Source organism: Microcoleus sp. PH2017_08_TRC_O_A, from assembly GCF_020738665.1.
Taxonomy (GTDB): Bacteria; Cyanobacteriota; Cyanobacteriia; order Cyanobacteriales; family Microcoleaceae; genus Microcoleus.
Genome location: NZ_JAEQCE010000060.1, coordinates 1 through 23,691 on the forward strand (window position 1 = coordinate 1; position 23,691 = coordinate 23,691).

15 protein-coding genes are annotated in these 23,691 nt (G+C 44.4%); 6 read left to right on the forward strand and 9 right to left on the reverse strand.

Going from position 1 to position 23,691, the window contains the following annotated elements; translation table 11 throughout:
• Positions 1-140 precede the first annotated feature (140 nt).
• From JGK22_RS20540 to JGK22_RS20550, 3 genes are all read left to right on the forward strand, one after another.
• Positions 141-701, forward strand: coding sequence for a transposase (locus JGK22_RS20540; protein WP_293187102.1), 561 nt, complete (start codon positions 141-143; stop codon positions 699-701).
• A gap of 502 nt (positions 702-1,203) precedes the next feature.
• Complete coding sequence (locus tag JGK22_RS20545) at positions 1,204-7,275, forward strand: CHAT domain-containing protein (protein WP_293313528.1); 6,072 nt, start codon at positions 1,204-1,206, stop codon at positions 7,273-7,275.
• 110 nt (positions 7,276-7,385) lie between these two features.
• Positions 7,386-8,402, forward strand: coding sequence for a hypothetical protein (locus tag JGK22_RS20550; RefSeq protein WP_293186838.1), 1,017 nt, complete (start codon positions 7,386-7,388; stop codon positions 8,400-8,402).
• Positions 8,403-9,074: 672 nt separating this feature from the next.
• Here JGK22_RS20550 and JGK22_RS20555 read toward each other — a convergent pair.
• Together JGK22_RS20555 and JGK22_RS20560 are read right to left on the reverse strand one after the other, a co-directional pair.
• Positions 9,075-9,641 (reverse strand): RNA-binding protein, encoded by a 567-nt coding sequence (locus tag JGK22_RS20555; protein ID WP_293186837.1) that lies wholly within the window; start codon positions 9,639-9,641, stop codon positions 9,075-9,077.
• Between the two features lie 933 nt (positions 9,642-10,574).
• Positions 10,575-13,046, reverse strand: coding sequence for a zinc metalloprotease HtpX (locus JGK22_RS20560; protein WP_293208479.1), 2,472 nt, complete (start codon positions 13,044-13,046; stop codon positions 10,575-10,577).
• A gap of 455 nt (positions 13,047-13,501) precedes the next feature.
• Between JGK22_RS20560 and JGK22_RS20565 the strand changes: the two genes are divergently transcribed.
• Complete coding sequence (locus JGK22_RS20565) at positions 13,502-13,708, forward strand: hypothetical protein (RefSeq protein WP_293193450.1); 207 nt, start codon at positions 13,502-13,504, stop codon at positions 13,706-13,708.
• A gap of 112 nt (positions 13,709-13,820) precedes the next feature.
• On the opposite strand, the gene JGK22_RS20570 is transcribed toward JGK22_RS20565, so the two are convergent.
• Together JGK22_RS20570 and JGK22_RS20575 are read right to left on the reverse strand one after the other, a co-directional pair.
• A complete protein-coding gene (locus tag JGK22_RS20570) occupies positions 13,821-14,471 on the reverse strand; it encodes an alanine--tRNA ligase-related protein (protein WP_293193449.1) in 651 nt (216 codons plus the stop codon).
• Between the two features lie 40 nt (positions 14,472-14,511).
• The gene (locus tag JGK22_RS20575) at positions 14,512-15,336 is read right to left on the reverse strand and encodes a 2OG-Fe(II) oxygenase (protein WP_293313530.1); all 825 of its coding nucleotides are present in this window, start codon (positions 15,334-15,336) and stop codon (positions 14,512-14,514) included.
• A 450-nt stretch (positions 15,337-15,786) separates the two neighbouring features.
• On the opposite strand from JGK22_RS20575, the gene JGK22_RS20580 reads away from it, so the two are divergent.
• A complete protein-coding gene (locus tag JGK22_RS20580; RefSeq protein ID WP_293313532.1) occupies positions 15,787-18,168 on the forward strand; it encodes an ATP-binding protein in 2,382 nt (793 codons plus the stop codon).
• Between the two features lie 96 nt (positions 18,169-18,264).
• Here the strand turns inward: JGK22_RS20580 and rph are convergent, their stop codons facing one another.
• Together rph and JGK22_RS20590 are read right to left on the reverse strand one after the other, a co-directional pair.
• Entirely contained in the window at positions 18,265-18,981 is a 717-nt protein-coding gene (gene rph / locus JGK22_RS20585) for a ribonuclease PH (protein ID WP_293313534.1), read from the reverse strand.
• A 312-nt stretch (positions 18,982-19,293) separates the two neighbouring features.
• Positions 19,294-19,845, reverse strand: coding sequence for a nucleoside monophosphate kinase (locus tag JGK22_RS20590; protein ID WP_293208792.1), 552 nt, complete (start codon positions 19,843-19,845; stop codon positions 19,294-19,296).
• A 354-nt stretch (positions 19,846-20,199) separates the two neighbouring features.
• Here JGK22_RS20590 and JGK22_RS20595 point away from each other — a divergent pair, with 354 nt between their 5' ends.
• Entirely contained in the window at positions 20,200-20,727 is a 528-nt protein-coding gene (locus JGK22_RS20595) for a P-loop NTPase family protein (protein ID WP_293186826.1), read from the forward strand.
• Positions 20,728-21,122: 395 nt separating this feature from the next.
• On the opposite strand, the gene JGK22_RS20600 is transcribed toward JGK22_RS20595, so the two are convergent.
• The 3 genes from JGK22_RS20600 to JGK22_RS20610 form a co-directional block, all read right to left on the reverse strand.
• Complete coding sequence (locus JGK22_RS20600; RefSeq protein WP_293148649.1) at positions 21,123-21,302, reverse strand: hypothetical protein; 180 nt, start codon at positions 21,300-21,302, stop codon at positions 21,123-21,125.
• A gap of 637 nt (positions 21,303-21,939) precedes the next feature.
• The gene (locus JGK22_RS20605; RefSeq protein ID WP_293184773.1) at positions 21,940-22,089 is read right to left on the reverse strand and encodes a hypothetical protein; all 150 of its coding nucleotides are present in this window, start codon (positions 22,087-22,089) and stop codon (positions 21,940-21,942) included.
• 30 nt (positions 22,090-22,119) lie between these two features.
• Positions 22,120-23,619, reverse strand: a complete 1,500-nt coding sequence (locus JGK22_RS20610; protein WP_325315546.1) for a GUN4 domain-containing protein — start codon at positions 23,617-23,619, stop codon at positions 22,120-22,122.
• Positions 23,620-23,691 lie beyond the last annotated feature (72 nt).

The following is a 23,691-nucleotide window of genomic DNA, read 5'->3' on the forward strand; positions in this document are numbered from 1 at the left end:
TAAATTCAATGTATTCTTAATTTTTGGGCTGGGTGGGGGCGGGTTTTTATAATTGTCGTTGGGTGTCATATATTTCGGTGAACCCGCCCCTACAGGATGGTGATATAATATTCGATATTGTGTTGATTACAAAAAAAAATATGAAATACAATCCCAATATTCATCATCGTCGTTCTATTCGTCTCCCCGGATATGATTACAGCCAACCTGGTGCATATTTTGTGACAATTTGTATTTGGCAACGTCAGTGTATATTAGGTGACATTGAAGAAGAAAATATGCTATTAAGCCGTTACGGTGAAGTAGTCAACTTTAATTGGTTTAATCTCAAGACAGTATATCCTCATATAGAATTAGATTCTTTTGTCATTATGCCGAATCATTTTCATGGAATCATCATCATAGAAAATCAGGATAAACGTCATGGGTTATCGGAAATTGTGAGAGGTTTTAAAACATTTTCTTCCAGTCGTATCAATCAACTACGCCGTGTTTCAGGAATCCAGGTATGGCAAAGGGGTTATTACGAACATATTATTCGCGATGAGACAACGTTTGCCAAAATTCAGGAATATATTATCAACAATCCGTATAAGTGGGAAACCGATGAAATGTACCCATCTAAAAAGTTTTGCAATTCCAAGAGAATCAATATTAAATTAGACAGTAAAAATGTATTATTGATGAATTTACGATCTTAAAAACAGAATTCGTAAGGGCGGGTTCGCCAGCGAAGTTGTCACTCACAAACAATCTCAAAAACCCGCCCAACCCAACCAATAAGCCCCAAAAACCTCCCCGCTACATGGTTGAATTCAATGTATTCTTAATTTCTGGGTGGGTGGGGGCGGGTTTTTATAATTGTCGTTGGGTGTCATATAATTCGGTGAACCCGCCCCTACAGGATGGTGATAAAATATTCTTTATCGTATTTTATGCCCAAATTCGTAGGGGCGGGTTCGCCACCGAATTTGTCACTCACAAACTATCTCAAAAACCCGCCCCAACCCAACCAATAACCCCCAAAAACCTCCCCGCCACATGGTTAAATTCAATGTATTCTTAATTTTTGGGCTGGGTGGGGGCGGGTTTTTATAATTGTCGTTGGGTATCATATATTTCGGCGAACCCGCCCCTACAGGATTGTCCTGATATTGATTGTCAATTAATTTATTATCATCATATCATCTACTAACAAAAACCATGAAATCAGCGGACAAAAACAATCTATTTTTCCTAACATTCCTCTCCTTCAGCACCTTAGCAACTTGGGAAACAGGACTTTTCACCCCATCCCAAATAGCCACAGCCCAAATCACCCCCGCCACTGACGGCACGAATACTCAAATCACCCCCAGTGGCAACCAATTTAACATCCAAGGCGGCCAACAATCCAGCGACGGTACAAATCTATTTCACAGTTTCCAACAATTTGGTTTAACTCAAGGACAAACTGCTAACTTTATCTCAAATTCCAACATCCGCAATATTTTAGGGCGAGTTGTCGGCGGCGATGCTTCCATAATTAACGGCTTAATTCAAGTTACGGGCGGCAATGCCAACTTATTTTTAATGAATCCGGCGGGGATTGTTTTCGGTGCAAATTCCAGCTTAAATGTTCCCGGTTCTTTCACCGCGACTACTGCTACAGGAATTGGTTTCGGCAATAACTGGTTTAATGCTGTTGGCGCGAATAATTATGCACAATTAGTCGGAAATCCGAACAGTTTTGCTTTTACAAATCTACAGCCGGGAGCAATTATCAATTTAGGTAGTTTGGCTGTGAAACAGGGACAGAGTTTAACTTTGTTGGGCGGCACGATTGTGAGTACGGGACAACTTGCTGCACCGGGAGGCAATATTACGATTGCTGCGGTTCCGGGTGAGAATTTAGTCAGAATTAGCCAACCGGGAAATCTGTTAAGTTTGGAGATTCAACCGCAATCTATGGCTGGTAGTTTGCCTCAAACTTGGGTGTTGCCAGTTACATCTTTGCCACAGTTGTTGACGGGTGAAGGGATAAGTGTAAGAGAAGTGACAGTTAATTCTCAAGGAGACGTAGTATTAACTGGTTCGACGACTCAATTAAAAAATGGAGATGCTTTTTTCAACGGAACTATTAGTACGTTATCTACAACTGATAAAATCAACAGTGGCTCCGTACTTTTACAGGCTCTCGGTAATATTATTACAACAGATATTAATACTAAATGGTTCGGTGCATTAGGCAGGGGAAATTCAGGCAATATCACTATTACCAGCACAGCAGGAGGCATAAACACTACTGCTGGCACTTTATCTAGTTATTCGTATAATGGCAATGCTGGTAATATAACACTCAATGCTCAACAAAATATTGTCACTGCTAGTTTAGAATCAGCACTAGATCAATATGTCACTGGTTATGTCAAAACAGGAAACTCTGGTAATATTTCGATTACTAGCACGGGAGGCTCCATCGATACCAGTGCTGGAGGTTTAGACAGTAGAGCAAATAATGGTAATGCCGGTTCCGTTACTCTACAAGCTAAGAATAATATTACTACTGCTGAGATAATAACTCTTCTCTTGGGCGGGACAAGTGGCAATAGTGGCAATATTTCGATCGTAAGTACAGAAGGAAGCATAAATCTTAATGGTGGTAGCTTACATAATAAAAATTCTCAACCAGATAATTTTGCTTACAAATTAGATACAGGAATTACATTCGGAAAAGGAGGTTCTATTTATCTAGAAGCTAAAAATGATATTACAACTGGCATAATTTATACTAGAGTCACTAATAATGGCGTAGGGATTAGCGGCAATATTTCTATTTTAAGTCGAACAGGAAATATTAATCTCAGTGGTACACAGATATCAACCAATTCTGACAATAATAACGGTGGTGCAATCAGATTGGAGGCTAATGGCAATATTAATGGTTATCAAATTTCTACGACTGGTAGGCAAGAAGGTGGTGCAATAAGTCTCAAGAGTGGTGGTTCGATCAATTTGGATTCGCTCAATGCCGATGGTGAAAACAGCAAAGGTGGAAATATTACGGTTCAAGCTCAAAATGGTATTCAAATATCACCGGGTAATCCAATTTTTTCTCGTTCTTCTGGGGGGAATGGTGGTAATATCACATTATTTAATAGTAATCAAAATATAAGCATTGGTAGTGCAAATACCGAGTCTAAATCACAAGGTGGCAATATTGACATTACTAATACCAATGGTAATATCAATACAAATCAATTGGTTGCCGGTGCTTATGTACCTGCTTCTCCCCCATTCACAACTCAAACGGGTGGTAATATTAATGTAAGTGCTGGCGGCAATATTACTACTACTATTGTTGCGTCACAAGCTCAGCAACAAAGCGGTTCAATAAATCTTAATAGTAATGGTTCTATAAATACTCAAAATCTGTTTACTGTAGGTAATAATAATGGTGGAAATATCACTCTCAAAAGTGGCACTACGATCAATACCACTGCTGGACTGATCAATGCAATGGGTGGTAATAATGGCGGTAATATTTCCCTCGAAGCCACCGGCAATATCAATACAGGCGGAATTGGCAGCGCTCTATTATTAAGCGGATTTAACGCTAATAGTGGTAATCTTCGCATTCAAAGCGGCGGTAATGTTAACACAACTGCTGGCCCAATTTTTACTGCGGCAGCCAATGGTAGAGGTGGAAATGTAGCCATAGATGCTAAAGGAACTATGGCGACTTCTACTATCAATTCCCGCACTTTTTCTACCAATACTAATGTGATTGGTGGCAATATCGATCTCACGGCAAAGGAATCAATTACTGCGGCGGGAAATATCGAGACTAACCGCAATAATATTACATTTAATGCTCCGTTAAGATTGGCGAATGACCTGTCTGTAAAAATCTCTGGTACAGGTGATATTACTTGTAAGTCTACAGTTGACGGGCCTTACAATCTGACGGTTAAACCTGATACGGGAATGGCTCAATTTTTCGCTCCTATCGGTAACGTGACTCCTCTCAACAGCGTCAAAATTGAAAATGATATTACAAGAACGACTGTCGCAATCAATATTTCTACAACTAATAATATTACCACGCAAAATATTACTTCTCCGTTGGGAATTTCTTTGTACAGTGAGAAGGGAGCAATTCAAACGGGGAATCTTAATTCTAGTTCCTCTACTAATGGTGGAAATATTAGTCTAAATGCTGGTGGCAATATTACTGTTAATCAAATTGACAGTCAGAGCATGGGTAATGGTAGAGGTGGAGATATCTATGTTTGGACTGAAAAGTTTTTTCGATCAATCAATTCTTTTTCAGATAGAAATGGGGTTGCTGCTAGCATTTCGTCTGCTGGAGATGCTGGGGATAAAGGCGGTACAATTTTGCTGCGTCACGGCGGTAATGGACTGACGCCTTTTATTGTTGGCGATTCAACAACTAATGGAACTGCTGGTGCTATTACTCGGGGAAATGGCACGTCTTCACAAATTTTGTCTGGTAATAGATATTTTTATACATACAAACAGGATACAGAAAAGATTGAAATTCGATCGACCCCAGAGCCTCAGCCATCACTTACACCGACTCCTTCAGCAACGCCGACTCCTGCGACTGCAACTACTCCAGCGACTGCGCCTGCAACTACTCCAGCGACTGCACCTGCAACTACTCCAGCGACTGCGCCTGCAACTACTCCAGCGACTGCGCCTGCAACTACTCCAACGACTGCGCCTGCAACTACTCCAGCGACTGCGCCTGCAACTACTCCAGCGACTGCGCCTGCAACTACTCCAGCGACTGCGACTGCAACTACTCCAACGACTGCGCCTGCAACTACTCCAACGACTGCGCCTGCAACTACTCCAGCTACTGCGCCTGCAACTACTCCAGCGACTGCGCCAACAACCGCACCAACTCCCGCACCTTTACTTATACCCAGACGCCAGCCACCACAGGGTTTATCCCCCGCCGCAACTCCCACCCCAACACCGGAAAGCCCGATCGCAACTCCCACCCCAACACCCGATCGCCCGATCGCAACTCCCACCCCAACACCCGAAATCCCATCCCAAACACCCGCAATCTCGATCGCAACCCCAACCCCAACCCCATCCCCAACACCCGAACCCGCGCCGATCGATTTTTCCCCCATCGAAGAACTGCTAAACACCAATTTCTTCACACTACCGCCCCGCACAACCCGCACACAGCCCTCAGCCCCAACAATACCAAGCGCGAGCGATCGCATACCCGCCGCACCCACAATTCCCCCGATCGCCCAACTCACCGCCCCGATCGCACCTCCAAGCTCGATCGCACCTCCAAGTGCGATCGCACCTCCAAGTGCGATCGCACCCAATCCAACACCCGCACCCCTACAATCGCCTTACAATCCGCCTGTAGCAGCAATTCCACCTGTAATTGCACCCTCTTTCTCTCCCATTCCCGCACCCATTCCCCCAGCCGCAGTAGCACCCGCCAAAAGCGAAAATCCGCAACAAGATTTAGCTTATTTAATTGGCAATTTATTAGGAGCAAAAACCACTATCACCCCAAATCCTGAAACAGGAAGCAGCACTTTTAACTGGGCATTTACTGATCCAAAGAACAACTTTTCCCTCACACCACCGCCCGTTGAAAAACCGAATCTTACTTTAATAACGCCTCCTGAAAACCCGCCAGAAAAACCGCCCGAACTTGGTTCTTCTGCTACAGAACAACCCGATGGCTGGATAGTCTTAACTCCTACTCCTGCGCCTACTATTGAGCCACCCGTTGAGGCGATCGAGCCTAATTCCTTGGCAAGCATTCCCGAAACTACTCCGCCGCCAACTCCAGCACCCGCACCAATTCCAGCTCCAGCACCCGCACCAATTCCAACTCCCGCACCAGCTCCAGCACCCGCACCAATTCCAACTCCAGCACCAACTCCAGCAGCCGAAACTCCCCCACCCGCAAATATTCCCAATCTTTTTCCCTTAGAAATTAGCAGATTTAGCGTTGAACAAGCTTTAGATCAAGGCAATGCTGATGAGGCTATTGCCTTAATCGATAAACTCTTTGAACAAGACTATGAAAACTACTTTAAAGAAGATTTTACTGACAAAAGAGTCAATGTTGAGTACATCAGAGAAACTCTGAAAACAATTAAGACAGAAACCGGAAAACAAGCCGTAATAGTTTATGCGTTCGCCAGTCTCGAATCATTGTCGCTAATATTAGTAGTTCCCGAAGGCCCTCCAATCCTGAAATCTATTAAAGTCAATCGTGTAAACTTGAATAAAATCGTAAATGAATTTCAAAAAAATATCTCAAATCCAGATAGTCTTGAAGATAAAGACTTGGCAAATGCGAAGCAACTTTATGATTTTTTTGTTGAGCCAATTTCTAAAGAATTAGCAGAATTAAATATAGATACGCTAGTTTTTTCCTTCGATGCAGGTTTGCGACAATTGCCCATAGCAGCTTTGCACGACGGGGAGCAATTTCTAGTAGAAAAGTACAGCCTCGGCTCAATTCCCAGTGTCAGCTTGACTAGCACTAATTATGAAAGCTTAAAAAACGCTCAAGTTTTAGCAATGGGCGCTTCCCAATTCCCCCATACTAATAAACCAAAGTTGCCTGCGGTGCCGATCGAATTATCTGCGATCGCCGGTACCACAAGCAACACCCAAAATGCTGGTGAATTACCGCTGTGGCGCGGCCGCTTTTTTCTCAATCAAGATTTTACCGTGGAAAATCTCACCAAACAGCGGCGGCAGCAACAGGCTTTTGAGATTGTTCACCTAGCTACTCACGCCAGCTTCCCGCAACATCAAAACGGACGCAAGGAGGCTGAAATTGACCTGTGGAACCGCTCTTTGGCTCTGGATAAATTTCGGTTGGCGAAGTGGTACGATCGCAGGCAAGTACAGTTATTGGTGTTGAGTGCGTGCGAAACTGCGATCGGCAATAGTGACGCAGAAATGGGTTTTGCTGGACTGGCAGTCCGCAGCGGTGTAAAATCAGCTTTGGCGAGTTTGTGGAAAGTTAATGATTTTGCGACTTTGGGGCTGATGACTGAGTTTTATGCTAATTTGCGATCGACTCCCATTAAGGCTGAAGCCCTCAGACAAGCTCAACTGGCGATGATTCGCAAACAGGTCGTGATTAAAGATGGTAAGTTGGTGGGGAGTCAAAAAAGGGCGATCGATCTTACTCGGGCCGGACAAGTACCAAATTCAGATTTATCTCATCCCAAATTTTGGGCCGGATTTACACTAATTGGCAGTCCTTGGTAATCAGCTAGCGCGCATCTAATTTTAATACCAAATTGTCAAAAAATCTTTTTTGCAAAAATGAGATGCTCCAGGCCAAACGTAAAACTAAACTCTTTAGCCAAGCAAAAACCATGAGCAACTTTACTAAAATATTCAAGTCAAAAGATAAATCCTCAATCACCTTGAGTTTAGAGGAATCCGTCGCGGCGATCGCACTTGTCGCAGCGGAGGCTAATTCCCCTGACGCCGATGCAGATATCTTAGAAAGCATACTTTGGGATTCAGAAATATTTGCTGAATTCTCGGAAGATGATATGTCAGAAATGTTTCAACATTTGGCAAATATTATCGCGGAAGATGGTTTGGGAGGATTATTTAATACCGCCCATGAATCACTTCCAAATGAGGTGGTTTTGGATACTTTTGCCATTGTCGTAGCAATGTTTGTCGTAGATGATGAAGTGTCGAAAAAGCACCGGGATTTTCTCAAGGAATTTCAAGAAGTATTAGGTGTAGACGATGAGGAAGCCGAAGAAATTATCGGGGATGTAATTGCTGCATACTCCCACCTAGAAATCGAAGAGGCTGATTTCGATTTAGAAGAGGAGCCGTTGTACCTGTCTGCTAAACGCAATTTTACTGTCTCAATTCCAGTTGACAAGCAACGAGGCGGTAGGATTGATGATGGAGAAGGCTATGTTGCATTTTCTGATGGCTTTGGTGTTTTGCTGAAAATTGATTATTTCCAGACGGCTAGCGAAGTGGAAAAATTAATCGAGTCAGCGGGCGAATGGGCTTATCTTACTTCGTTTCTTAACAAGTTTATTGACGATCAAATTCTCGCTAAATTTGCTGATTCTAAGTTGCTCTACACTGAATATTTAGAAGATGAAGAAGCTTATTTTGCAGTGGTCGATTTACCGGGGAGTGCAACTCTCAGCGTGCAAGAAAAAGATGCCGCAGCTACTAAAGTGGATGCTTACCGGGGATTTATGGCTTTTATAGTTGACGATTTTTGCTACACGGTAAGTTGTCAGCGAGTTTATCAGGCTAAGGATGAATTGGGTTCTCTTGAGTCGGAGGTTGAGGGCATTATGAACAAGATTTTTGACTTTATTGAGACGATCGAATTTTCTGAGGGCGAATAAACATGATTTATAGCGGATTGAGGGAAAGATTAAGTATTGATGAATCAATCGCTCAATCGCTCAATCAAAAATTTCTGTAGGGTGCGTCGCCAGGAGATTTGCGCTTGAATGCTAAAGATTTACCGAGGCGACACACCCGAAGAAACTTCTAGATATTAGAGTAGAGGTTTTTTGCATTGACACTCTCAGCGCTCTTCGCGACTGAGATTCTTAAGAAATTTCGTTCTTAATATCCCTATTGCTAGGGTTCCTGGGCGCAATCCTATTGCCAAAAAATGGCGGGCTGCTATCCTTGCCTTTGGGCAAGCTCCTCAAGCGTTTAAGGGGCTCGGGCCCTTGGTAACGCGAGAGTCCCCGCGTACCTTTAATATATGGTAGGCATTTGCTTCCCAGGTTTACACCTGTGTATCCATCCCAATAAGAGAGTGTAACGGCAAAAGACCTTTTTACACTGCTAAAAATGTTAAGAATTAAGAAAAATTCACGGCGGTTAAAACCGCCCGTGCCACTTTCATCTCAGGTCTAAAGACTCAGAGTTTTCCGCTTGCCGAACTTTTTTTATAAAATAGTGCGATCGAGAATTCGGCTGTTTTGACCAATTCTCGATCGCACTTCCAACTCAAATCACTCAACCGCAGTCGAGAGATAGCAGCAATTAGTGGGCCCTTGCGACTAATTAGTAGTCTGAGCTTCCACCAATCTTTGCTTGAGTTCTTCCAAAGCGCTCGCCCAGCGCGGATCTGGCTGCACCGAACCGGAATCAGCACTCGAAACCGTTGTTGTTGACTGATTGCGGCGAGACTTGTTGTTATCACCGCGACGGCGATTGCTTTTGCTAGAACCGCCACCTCCACCTTGGGTAGGAGGAGCCGAGCGCTGCTGTTGCTGCGGTGCAGGGACTGGCTGCGACGGCGACGATGATGCCAACTGCGGGGCAGCAGGCGATGATGACTGTTGCTGATCGTCTTCGCCCTTCTCAGATTTACCCTTAGAGCGGGGTAAGGCCTTCTCTATTTTCAGGGGGTTTTCTTTGAACATCAAGCCGTTGTATTTCTCAATAACTTGATCTGCTTGTTCGTCGGTTAGCACCGTCACAAAGCCAAATCCTCTGCATTTACCAGTTTTGCGATCTGTAATTACCTTTGTGGTAACAGATTCGCCTTCGGGTGCAAAAACTTCTTGCAATTCTAGGCGATCGAGTTCCTTCGGTAGATTACCAACATAAAGACGAATAGACATGAAAAATTCCTCCAGATTGGGATTTTAATTAGTTTGCTCGAACAAAATTACCTGAAGTCAAATCAATATTGACCGCAGGGAAACACCGCATAACCACAGAATTTGCACATTCCTCCCACCAACCTTGACAGCTCCCCCCACCTTTTAGAACAAAAAGATGATTTACTCTGATCGTGCCGGAACTGAACCGCCAATGCAGAGAGCTTTTAAATCTCAGGTTGTTGTGTAAACTTTTAGTCATCACTCAAATGTTTAGGCTATTGGCTGTTCTGTATTACTTGCTTCCGGTTTTGATTCAGAATGTTTATAGCCAGCGCCGTGTAGAAATTTATGTCCAAGGATGTCAATTGCGAGCGATCGGAATGCCAGTATTCAGTCTAATACAGTGAGGGAGAAAATCGCTAACATTTTTTCAGCCAGTAATCTTACCTCACTTCTAATCTCGCTCCTAATGTTGAGGACTACTCATTTACCCGGTATCCCTCAAATCGGGCCCGGCAGCGTCCGACCATTCTTTAAAGGTATCACAGCCTTGGTAACAGAGCTAGTTATTTAGCAAGATTTCATGCTGTATTGAACGAAAACCGTATCTGAATCACTTTTCTGAATTCATTCCGCAGAGCTAAATTCGCTGTCGAAAAAAAACAGCCGACAGGCGGCTGGCTGAACTTGCTGTGTTGGGAGGTTGACAATTTTTACGCAATGCCTTATCGATTTTAGCCAATTGAAGTTATTGCGCTATTTGGTTCAATCCGATTCATGTAAACAAATGTAACAGAGTGTTGGCAAAAAAGCAACTTTTCTTTACGAAGGGTTGACAGTTGACAGTTGTCCGGCTGGGGGTTGTCCGTCACATTCCATAAAGGTACGTTGTTGCGCTTCAGCGCTCTTTCATATAGACAAGAGCGCTGAAGCGCAACAACGTACCTTGTCTCATCTTCCGCCTTGGATAATGATGTACGCGCCCCAAACAGCAGCAGCAAAGGCCAAAATCGCAGACCAAATCGGATGTCCGCTGTCACTAACGAGTCCTTCTTGACTGCGGAGAGTTTCTAGGTCGATCGCCACAGTAGCACCCCGACGCAGCCAACCAGTCGCCACAACCGGTTTTCCGATCAAATCGGTAGGGCGAGTCGTCTGTTTGAGCAAAAATGGGTACAAAGAGCCGATCGGGCCAATCATCGAAACATAGTGCAACCTCACCAAACCCGTCGCCGTTTGCAAAATCAAATCCTGTCCCAGCCAATTGTCAATACCAGGTCTACCCAAAAGTTGCCCGGAAAGGCGCACAGGTTGAGCATCTAGCGGTAGAGTTTTCGAGTTTGACAAAATTTCTAGTAAACTTGGTGAAGTGGTTTCTCGTGGCGTAATGTCGGGGAAAAAATAGTTAATCCGCATCAAAGTACCGAGACAAAATCCGATCGGCAAACAGCCCCAAAGAATCGATCGATCGCCCAAAAGCCAATCCAATTGCCAAATACTCGTCTTGGAAAACAGCCAGCTAACCATCCACAGCAGTGCAACAATCCCCAGACTCATCGGAATCCCAAAAAACGGCGCACCTTGTAAAAATAGTTTTGAGTCTTTAAATTCGAGTATGGATTTAAACAGAGATAATTTTCCTGTTTTGGGTTTTTCCGGCGACAGACTCGCCAAATCTAACTCAGTCTCCAGTTTCCAGAATTGAGCGTAGAGTTCCAACAGCTTGAAACGCTCTCCCATCAAAGGATGCGTGTTATTAACCGTCAAAAGAGCGCGTTCCGGGTTGCTGACATCCCACAGCAAAATCTGTTTTAGGGGCGCGCGTAATGCAGCGCCACCAAAGGTTACAGCTTGTGCGACGCCGACGGGTAACAACAAATCGAAACTTTCGAGGAAAAAGCTAGTTTGTTTTTGCTGTTCAATATTTGCAGCAATGCCGATCGCAATTTTAGTTAGTGCTCGCGTCAAACCGTTGGGATTGCCGGTAATTTCTGCGGAAGTGCGATCGCTAAAATATACTCTACGGCGCGACAACCACAACATCGGCCAACGCAGTAATTTATAAATTCCGTAACTGGTAGCAGAAATTGCGGCGGTGACAACTCTCACAGTACGACGCAAAAAGTCGATCGTCATTAAATCGCACAACCGCTCGCCCCAGTATGCAGTCTGCCAATATATAAGGTAAGGAATCTGAAGCACCAACATCGCCAGCGACATCGGCGCAAAATCCCAGTGAGAAATATGCGCCAACTCCCGCGCGAAAATAGTGGCAATTTCATCATCCGTCAATTGATCTAACAGCCCTTGACTGACAGCAATCCGAGCAAAACGGGGCAAACAGCCGTAACTGAAAGCTACAGGAACATTGAGCGGTAAGAGTTTCAGTACAGGCGTTGGCATATTTTGCTTGGTGCCAAAACTGCGGAGTACGCGCGTCGCTTCCTTGCTGTGCTTGGATAAAACTGAGCCGCGCAGGGTTTCGATACCGCAAAAAAGTTTTAGCAGGGCGTCTGTCAGCCAGGGAGAAGATGCCAAAAGCAATCCGAAAAGAATCTGGAGGAAGGGAGTTGGATCTCGGTAAAAAAGCTGAATTGGCTGAAAAATTGGCAATCTAGTAAATATGTAAAGCTGAACTAATAGAGCATTGATGTTTGTCAGCAGGAATTGTAGGACTAATCGGGCTAGAAAAAATAGGGCGATCGCACTTCCAACTGCTTCGATCCGAAAATTCAGCAACTTTAGCGGTTTGAGGGGGCGCGGACTTTTGGTGCGCCCCGCTTGGCGCCAAGTAAGTTCGTAGGTATCTGGGGTGGCGAATCCGGGGATATCTGTTGGGGAACCGGAACTGTTTTCGCCGCTAGTTTCTGTATCGGTTGCGGTTGTTGTAGGGGCGGTGTCCCCGTGCTCGCCCTCTTGTGTCGGGTGAATCGGCGGTTTGGGGGGTGGAGGTGGCGGTGAAATATGTGTGGATTTGGTGTTTGCTGGGGCGTTAGTCGGCTCTAAGGGTGAAAATCCGGTTTTTTTGTCTGCGGTTGGTCGAGCGCCCTTAAGCGTTTCCTTCCGCGATTCCGTTGCTGAATCAAAGGCGACAAAGCCGGTTTCTGGTGTAGTTTCCGGTGGTTTTGGGGGGGTTAATTCTTTTAAAGTGCGATCGGCCCAGGTTTTGATTTGGGTGTTGGGGATGTTGGTGAGGGAAGTGCAAAGGGCGATCGCGCTTTTGAGATTTCCGGTTGCTTTGTACGCCACGACTAATCCCATTTGGGCGCGGATTCCGGGCGGTTGATTTGCTGCGGTTTGGCTGACGGATTCCAAAAGGGCGATCGCGCTTTGGTAATCCTTTTGTTTCAAAGCAGCTAACCCAGCCTCTAGAGACTGTTTCAGAGATGAATCCGCCGAATTTTGATTGTTTGGAGATGCCATAACTGTGATTGCGATCGCGTCTTGTCTAAGATAACCTCACCCGAAGGCAATTCGGCAACTAGCAATGTACGGGATGTCACGGATCTTGAGGGAAGATGGCCGAGGTATCCAATGAACATATTTTCCTTAAAACGAGTGGGATGGGCTTCTAGCCCGTCCCGTATTTTCCTTAAAACAATGAGTGGGATGGGCTTCTAGCCCGTCCCAAATCTAAAAAATAAATACAGTATAATTTATCAAATCAGGCTTAAATACTTTTATTTCTTCAGTCCGCGAAGGCGGACTTTGTTCGTGTAGTCGCGATTTCAAAAGAGACTGTTGGCGAATCAAGAAAGGGTTTCACCCATCACCCCTCAAAAAGGTGTTTCTGGACTAAATATCTAATTGACCATGTAGCTGTTAACTACAAATAGCGAACGCAAATACTGACTTCCAGAGGTGAGGGGTGACGCCCCATGAATTCGCCAACAGTCTCTGGTGATAGGGAAATTGATATTTTTTCAGCTTGCATTATCTTAGCAATTGGTAATTACAAAGATTCTTTATTAAGAATCGCACAATACCCACAAAAAGTCGATCGCGATCGCAGAAACTGGGTTTTTTATAGTCGCGTGGAGCCTGAGAAACCGGGTTTCTTTGGAAAATCTCATGAGGATGCGTAAATTATCGTAGAAACCCGGTTTCTTGGATGGTGGGGCGATCGCATGGGCTAGAATGAGTCAAATGTGTCGAGCGCAATTTGGCAGGGCTGGCAATGCAAACCCTACATTGTCTCTAATTTGCTACAGAGTAGCTAACTCTGAGGACTCCTTTCTGGGATTTAATTTTAGTCACTTCTACTTCTCTCAACGTGCCAAGAGACTTAGGATGTGTCCCGCCACATGAGACAGCAGGAAAATCTCCGATGGCAATCTTGCGACTGCCGTAAGGATCGCCCTTAACTTGTACAGGTATATCTTCAAAGATTGCCTCTGCCAAATCGGATTTTAAGCTTTCCTGAACCTTTTCAATGGGTGGTAGAGTCCCTGAAAATTCAACTCGTGCTTGTCCTGGCCAATGATGCCCTCCAGTTGCTTGCAAATCGGGGAAACTTTTCTCAATTAATGCTGCAATCAAATGACCTGCAACATGGTGATTGGAATGAATCAAACGATTGTTGATATCGATTGAAATATTTACCTCCTGCCCAACTTCGAGATTTCCGAAATCTGAAACGTAATGATCGACATAGTTATCAGAATGAGAGGCATGAGTGACAAGAACATTGTCAATCAACCCAATGTCAGATTTTTGTCCGCCCCCTTGAGCGTGAAAAATAGTTCGATCGAGGCGAATAATCCGTTGCTCGCCATTAATCAATTCAACAATCTTTGCAGTTGCTTCCGAAAGGTCTGAGTCTTCTAGGTACAGCTTAAGAGTGGTCACAATGAAAACCTCTAAATTAAAGTGTAAAAAACAGTAGTCATTAGCTCCAGTAAGAGAGCGGACAATTGAAAGAACGAAAACCAATAAAGCAAGAGCTACTCAAGCGTCCGCCAACACCAACACGCGATACCGAATGAAGATACCGCGAGTTAAACAGTATTAGATCGCCAATCTCTGGTTGAATTTCAAGCTTAGGAGGGCCAATCTTTTCAGGGTCAAATCCGTAGGCGTCTTCACGACGGCAATGTGATAAATTTTCGGGAAGCATAGAAGCATCCCATAATAACAAGCGACCTCCTGACTCTGGCATATTGAGGTAAACGTTTGCCGCAAGCTGAATCCGAATTTCTCTTGCGCGTGGATTGAAATTGGAATCCTCTTGAATATTGTCATTGTGAGGGAAAATGTAAGACCCTTCTTTAAGAAGACGAGTCAAGCCGACAAACATAGGTAAACCATCAATATTTTCGAGATGTGCTCCGGCGGGCCACACTTCGTCTAAGTTAAGTCGCAGTCGATCGATTGGTGAATAGTAAGGATCGAAAATTTCTCGAATTTCTCGAATGTTGTATCCAGCTTGGGCGTAGTATTGCTGCCAATGTACTGGGTCGTTGTGTGTTTCGTAATAGGAAAGACGATCGCGACCAATCTCTGCCGCACCAACAGTTGAATAGACTCCCATTCGTTCTTCACTAGACAACCGTTCTTGAACTCGTTGACAGAAAATCTCAGGATAGTAATGACGAACTCGAATAGCAAGCAATTGACCTTTTATGAGAGATAGAATTGCCTCAGAGTTAAGCACTGTTTCTAAATTTAAAAAACCATCTTCACCTGTCTTTGTTTCTGTAGTTTGTGCCAGCATGACCAGATTCCTTTAAGAAGTGTATAGTTTGGATTGGTTTGAGCCTAAGTGTTAGATACAAGAATTGCGGGGAGTAAGAACTTTGCTGTTAACAAAGTTTCTTGCTCGATTACGTTCTACGATATAGACTTATTTTTTAATGAGCTAGTCTTTTTTGTATCAACTTTCAAGAACACTATTAATACTTTCCGATCGCCCTATTAACACTTTGAATACAAAAAAAATATGTTGAGATACCTAATATCCGCAATTGATAAGGGTTGTGGTCTTGTTAGAGATCGGGTGACTAGCTAAAAAGCGCATGAGTCTTTTTTGAACTAAAAAGTATCATTTGGTGTTTCGTTGCCATGAAGCGATCGCACAAAGGTCAAACTTGTTTTACCAAAAACCTTGTAATGGCAACTGTTTTGACGCTACACTAAACCAACGTTAAAAAGTATCTTTTGGTATATGGCCGACGATCGCACAGCAATGGTCAATTGGGTCAAAAAAGCTTTGTCAGCTTTTCAAAATCGTCCTTTAACTGATGCCCAGTGCAGTCTGATCGATCAGTTTTTGCAGGGCAAGACGATCGAGAATGCTGCGAAGGATAGCGGTTACAGTGTCATCCATGCCAAACGAGTCAGCGCGGACATCGGTGAGGCGATCGCCCTGGAAATGGGAGAATCGAAGCGAATCAATAAGTCCTCCTGGCTGCCCAAGATTCGGGACTATTTGCGACAGCAGCCAGAGTCCGATTTTGTAGATGCTGAAGGGTCGATCGCACATCCCTCAATACCAAACCAGAATTTTGTGGGACGGGAAAGGGCGATCGCCCCTTCTATACCAGATCGTCAAGCTTTACGGCAGCTTCCATATTGCAACTTTTTAAATCAGAATAACGAATTTATTGGTCGCGAGACTGAACTCAAAGATTTACTAAAATTTATTTCACTCAATTACCGCGCGCCAATTATTACTGTAGATGGCATCGGTGGCGTTGGCAAAACTGCATTGGTATTAGAAGCAGCTTATCGTTGTTGGGAAGCTAAGCACGGTACTCAGACAGATACAAGCATCATATTTGATGCAATTATAATTACTTCAGCTAAGGCTGATTATCTGTTTTCCACTGGTATAGTGCCGCGACTTCAGAGACATAATAACCTTCAGGATATTTTCAGACAGATCGCATCTACTTTAGATGACCCAAGCATTACTCAGGCTGCACCGGAAGAGCAACTAAACCGAGTCTATCAAAGCCTTGGCAGGCAAAAAACTTTGCTCATTGTCGATAATCTAGAGGCAATAGCTGACAAAAACGAGGTTTTAGCTTTTTTGTCTGACCTACCGCCAAGTACCAAAGCAGTTATCACTACCCGCCAACAGGTTGTAATGTATGCTTCTATGCGTCTTGACTGCTTGCCAGAAGAAGACAGTCTGCGACTCATTCAGCAACAAATCATCGAAAAAGGAGTGACGCTGAGCGACGATCGGGCAAGGCAGCTTTACAAGCGTTTTGGAGGGGTTCCCATCGCTATTATTTATGCGATCGGTCAGATTGCAAGTGGTTATTCTCTAGAAACTTTATTAGATAGATCGAGTCCACTTCCTGAAGATTTAGCGCGCTTTTGCTTTGAGGGTTCGGTTCAACCACTCAGAGGGCAAACCGCTCACAAATTGTTGATGTCCTTGGCTATTTTTCACGAAGCGCCCGTCTGGGATGCTGTGGTTGAGGTGGCTGGACTAAAAGCAGATCCTATTGCTGTAAATAGAGGATTAGCTCAGCTTCAACAACTATCCCTGGTGCGTCAGCGAGAAGGACGATATGAAATGGTGTCTCTTAACCGCGAGTATGCTTTAGCAGAAATTGCTGGTTATTCAGATTTTGAGAAAGAAGCGCGAGAACGGTGGATAAAGTGGTATTTAAACTTGGCAGAAAAACACGGACAGTTTTTTTGGCAAGAATGGCATATTGAATATGACGTTATACAGGATGAGCAGGGAAATCTGTTAGATGTGCTTCACTGGTGTGCAAATCAAGAACGCTATACCGATGTTAAAAATTTATGCCGAAACTTACACTATTATACAAATGCCTACGGTTATTGGGAAGACCGTCTATTTTGGATGAACTGGTTGATTAGCGCATCAGAGCGACGTGGTGACTGGTCAACTGCTGTGTATGCAATGTCAGAAAAAGCCTGGACATTGCTGTTAATCGGAGGACAAAAGAACTTAGAAATAGCTCATAAAATTTTGACGAAAGCATGGGAGCTACGGGATCGTGCAGACATAATTGTTCAAAATAACTTAAGTGAGTATATTGCCTATATTTGCATCGAAAATAAGAAGTATGAAGAAGCGCATATTTGGTTAAATGTAAAAGAAGATATTTTAAATAAAGCCGATCTTGATAAACGAGAATATCTTCCTCATTGGATGATTGTCCCCTATTACCAAGCGAAAATTTACTATAAAATAGGAGATCATCACCGAGCTAAACTACTATATCTTAAACTATTTGAAGAATCTCAAAAAATTGATTTTCAAAGAGGAATCATCGCTGCTCAGCAGGGGCTGGCTGCTATTGCAATAGTACATAAAGAGCTCGATGAAGCTGAAAAACTTTTGAATACAGGCTTACCTGTAGCTGAGCGAACTAAGCATAAAAAGCGTACTGCTTGCTACCAACGTTTGTTTTGTTTTTTAGAGGAATCGCGGGGAAATTTTGAGAAAGCCTCCGAATGGGCGACTAAGGCATTAGATGGCTTTAATCGCCTTGGGATGACAGGGGAAGCGGAAGAAATGTGTTCATTGCTCAATTCCTTGAAATCGAAAACCATCTTATAAAGTAGACCAAAGAAACCGGGTTTTTACCAAATCTTTCGACTGCGACGAAGTATTCTCAAAAAAACCCGGTTTCTGGACTCCCATGCGTAATTCCTACTAAACCAAAGCCTGTCGCTGAGCCTCCAACAATTCCTGAATCCCAGTTTCTGCCAAATCCAAAATTTGATTTAACTGACTCCGACTAAAACTTCCCTCCTCCGCAGTTCCCTGAATTTCAATAATGTCCAAATCTCCATTCATTACCACATTACAATCAATTTCCGCCGCCACATCTTCCAGATAATTCAAGTCTAAAAACGGCTCGCCTTCCAAAAGTCCCACAGACACGGCCGCCACTTGGCGAATCAAAGGCGATCGCACTAAATCACCTTTTTGCACCAACTTATTCAAAGCATCAGCCACAGCCACAAACGCGCCATTGATAGAAGTCGTGCGAGTCCCAGCATCCGCTTGCAACACATCAGCATCTACAATAATCGTTCGATCGCCCAAAAGTTCCATATCCAAGCACGATCGCAAACTCCGGCCAATCAACCGCTGAATCTCTTGAGTGCGCCCCGATAACTTCATAAACTCCCGCTCTTGTCGCTGCGGCGTAGAGCCTGGTAACATCCGGTACTCCGCCGTCAGCCAACCTTTGCCGGTATTCTCCAGAAACCTAGGTACTCCTGGCTTAATCGTAACGCTGCACAGTACCTGAGTGTCGCCGCTTTTCGCGAGCACTGAACCGCTGGCAAATTTGTTGAATTCGCGATCGAAACTAATCGGACGAAGTTGATTTGGTTGTCTACCGTCGGCACGTTTTATGGACATAAAATGGGAATGGGGAATTGGGAATGGGGAATTGGGAATGGGGAATTGGGAATTGGGAATTGGGAATTGGTGTCAATTTAACTTCTAAGCCAGTTACAGACTGCGGTTTAACTATTAAACCTAGATCCCCCCTAGCCCCCCTTAAGAAGGGGGGGACAGGAACCTTCTCAAAGTCCCCCTTCTTAAGGGGGATTTAGGGGGATCTAGACTGAGGTAACAACTAGATTTCTCAAGGCTTTCAGTCTTAACTTGACACTCCTTGGGCATCGGGCATTGGTTTTTTGCCAACAAATAACAAATAACAGCTAACAACTAACTATTAACCATTTTAAGAATATCCTGCTGCACTTCTTCGGGAGATCGATCGCCATTGATAGTTAACAGCTTGTTCCGATGTTCGTAATACTCTAAAATCGGAATAGTGCATTCCTCGTACAAATCGAGCCGGCGCTGCAAAATTTCTGGCTCATCGTCCGATCGATCGCGTTCGATCGATCGACTCAGCAAAACCTCAGTCGGAACCTTCAACCAAACCGCCCAATCTAGCTCCTGCGCCAAATCGTCTAACAAAAAATCCAATTCCTCAGCTTGAAAAGCCGTTCGCGGATATCCCTCCAACACCCAGCCATTAAAAACATCCCACAGCAGCAGCCGGCGGCCGATAAATCGAATCAAAATTTCATCGGGAACTAACTCGCCTTTTTCCACATAAGACACGGCCAACTTGCCCAAGTCTGTCTCACCTGCGATTTCCGCACGCAGAATGTCCCCTACTGCCAGCAAAGGAATGCTCAAATTGTCGCACAATAGTTGTGCTTGAGTTCCCTTTCCCGCTCCTGGCCCTCCCAGAATCACCAATCTCACAGTGCCTGCTCCTAGTGCCACGACATTCAAATTCTATGCGATCTGTACCTTTTATTGACAATCCTGGAGCCACCAAGACTCTCATCACCCGGGTTTTTGGATCTATAACTTCATAACTGTCGGCTTCCCTGCTATATTTCGCTAAAAAAGCAGGCTTCTGCACAAGTGCTTGCTTGAGTTCAAAATCTAATTGACGGCTCCGAATGCTACTGCCGCTAGCTTTTGACAATTTGTATATCTAGCGTTCGATCGGATCTGCGATCGGCCAAGTACACTATATATTGTTAAGCAGGCTCCAGCCACGTGCAGCTCGGAGCAGCAGTCAAGACTTAGTTACTAATTAAATATTGCCCTATGGTTGCTCAGTTACAAACCCCTAAACTCAATTTGACCCACAGCTTGCCCTACACAGTTAAAGGGCTGGTGCAAGTTTTTACAGGCCCGCACCGCTGCTTTTTTACAAATGTTATGGCTCAAGCCCTGAGAATTGCAGGACAGGGATCTCCGGTGTTGGCAGTGCAGTTCCTCAAAGGGGGAATCAATCAAGGGCATCAACATCCCGTGCGACTCGGGCAAAATTTAGATTGGGTGCGGTGCGATTTGCCCCGCTGCATTGAGAATGCGGATTTAGATGAGATCGAAACGCGATCGATCGCACAATTGTGGGAGTACGTTCAAAATGCGGTGCTCTCCGGCAGTTACGCCTTAGTTATTCTCGACGAGTTGAGTTTGGCGGTCAATTTAGGTTTGATTCGGGAGACAGAAGTGCTCGCATTGATTGACAACAAGCCGCACGATTTGGATATTATTTTGACTGGGCCCTCGATGCCGCCAGCAATTTTGGATGTTGCCGACCAAGTTACTGAAATTCGTCGCAGTTAACGACAATAAACAAGATTGCCTGAGTCTTTTTAATCAAAATTTCGGACGGGCGGGACGCCCATTCCACAAGCAAAAAAATTGTGTGTGGGATGGGCGTCTCGCCCGTCTTAGGTATTTTTGCAATATATCTAATGATTTTAGTTGCGATCGCCCGCGCGTGCGATCGCAATTTTTATGTATTTTTTTATGTAAATTTTTATTAGCTCAAAAAAAGAGGCGACCGCTGAGTTCGCGCGAGCGATCGCACGCTACTAAACTAAGGAATAGAAATTAAATAATTTACACATATTTGTGGGATGGGCGTCCCGCCCGTCTTTCCGGGACGGGCGGGACGCCCATCCCACAAGAACAATCAAAAATGTAAGTTATTTAATTTTCATTCCTAAGCAGCAATATTACGCTGGAACTACCGGATCGAACACAACAGTTAACCGGTCGGCCGGAACCATCCGCTTCAGAATTTGCAAGTGACCGTCTGCATCAGACCAACTACGAAACTGACCCACAACCACCTTTTCCACATTCGGAAGCGATCGAACTACAGTCCACGGCTTGAGACGTTTTTCTTGCAACATAATAGAGAAATCTCCTGCATAAATTAGAGCCAAAGCCCGCCCTAATACTTTTCTACGGGTAAGGACTGATCTGTTGGTTCGTAAACTTGCCCTTCTCTCAAAACATATCACAAGAAAAATGGTTTCGCACTATATCTGATTTTCGGTTTTTTTTTATAGCCTTTCCCAAAAAAGTGAGGTACGTTGTTGGGCTTGGGCCCTCTTGATTTAGTGGTCATATAAGCTGTCAGTCATACCTCATCTTTTTGAGAAAGGCTATACCTAATTTCTACACAACATATCGCCAAGCTATACTCAGCAGCTACCTAGATCGATCGCCTGTAGGTAAGTCCAGGGAAGAAACCAAGAACGCGAAAGAATTTGATATTTTTGCGCCATTGATTGAAATATACAATTCCCATTCGGCACAGATTCTTAAAAAATGAAATAAAAATTTGTTAACTCTTTAAATAATTACCAGAAATAATTGGTTAAAAGCCTCTCCGTTTTAGCGATAAATTAAGATCAGACTATTCATTACTCCAATCCTCTTCCTTCCAGGTAGAGGCTGCCCTCAACTGTCCCAGGTCAACTGTCCCAGGTCAACTGTCCCAGGTCAACTGTCCCAGGTCAACTGTCAACTGAATGAACACCTTTGTCATGATTCGCCTCTTTTTTCCCTGTTGACCGTTCTTCCTTCTTCCGACTTCCATCCGACTAAATCCTTTACATCCGTTACATCCGTTACATCCGTCGAGCGAATCCGTTGCCGAACTTCCCTCTTCCGACTTCCATCCGTTACATCCATTACAGCATCCGTTGCCGAACTTCCCTCTTCCTACAAATCTCGCCGCGACAGCAGAAACCAGATCCCACCCAAGCCCAAAACACCACACAAAACCCCACCTTCCCACCCAAAAACAGTCCCTCCCGGCAAATGTCCCGGCAAAGCCTTAGAAGTAAAATTCAGTTCAGAATAGTATACCCACTGACCGTTAACTCGCCAGCCCACTCGATCGCCAAACTTCTCCCAAACATCAGCATCATAAACACCAGCCTTTCCCCCCGACTTGACCCAAAAACCCTTTTGTACAGAAAAACCGAACCTCCGGTGGCTGTGTCGCACCCAAAGTTGGTCAATCGTCTGCAAATCCTTAGCGGGAAACTTCCTAATATCTTCCTCACTCAAATAACCCCTCGAAACTTGCTGCATCACTTCCAGCATTTTCACAGAAGTTTCCTCATCAGCACCACGCCAATTTTTAGCAGCCAGCAGCCTTTCCAACTGAGAATAATCAATCCCTTTTTCCGACTCTAAATTCACAGAAACAATCGGATTTTTAGTTACAGGTTGAGTCGGCAAAGAAGGACTAAGAACAGTTGCCTGCTGCAACTTAGAATCTGGTGGAACAACAACAGCAGCAGGTTTTAAAATCTCAAAAACTTCCAGAGAAGACTTGTAGCGGTCTTTGACATATTCCTGAATCAACTTATCCAAAATCTGACCTAGATCCTGGCTAATTTTTGTTCCTTTCGGCAAAGCCTCCCTCCAAAGCCAGCGACCTTCGAGCGGGTCGTAAAGGTCATCGTGAATGTCCCCGTAGATATCCAAATAAGGCATCACAGAAGTCAGCAAGCGAATGCAAGTCACCCCCAAACTATAAAGGTCGCTAGCAGGAACAGCCCTACCGTGCCGCTGTTCTAGCGCCGCATAACCCGGAGTTCCCAACTTCGTGCCCGTTTTGGTTGGAGCATCAGTTACTACCTGTTTGGAAACCCCAAAATCTATCAGCACCAACTTGCGATCGCGATTGCGGCGGATCACATTCTCAGGCTTAATATCCCGGTGAATGACATTGCGCTCGTGAACAAAATTCAGCAAAGGCAACAAATCTAACAGCAGTTCCCTAGTTTTAAGTTCGCTATAAGCACCATACTTTTCTAACTCATCCTTTAAATTATTCCCATCAATAAACTCCTGCACCAAATACAAACGCCCATCTTCCTCAAAATAAGAAATTAGCTGAGGAATTTGTGGGTGCTTCAGTTCGTAAAGCCGCCTTGCCTCTTGTTCAAACAGTCGGACATACTTTTTAAAATGAGCCGGCTTCCGCTGAAATTCCTGCGGCGGCGACAACTGTTTGATAACGCAAAGTTCCTCAAACTTTCCATGATTGACAGCTCGAAAAGTCCTGCCAAATCCTCCATCGCGCAGCGGTTCGGTTGCTGCATAAAGGTCTTTTAGCAACAGTTTGGAACCACAATTAAGACAATACTTTGTGCCTGGTGGGTTCTGACGCTTGTCTTTTGGGCAATCGAGATTAAGGCAGTATGTCATATATTAAAAAAATGCGAACAAAATTATACTCAGGGTGTCATTTTATTCAAGAGTCCGATCGCTAGCTGGTTT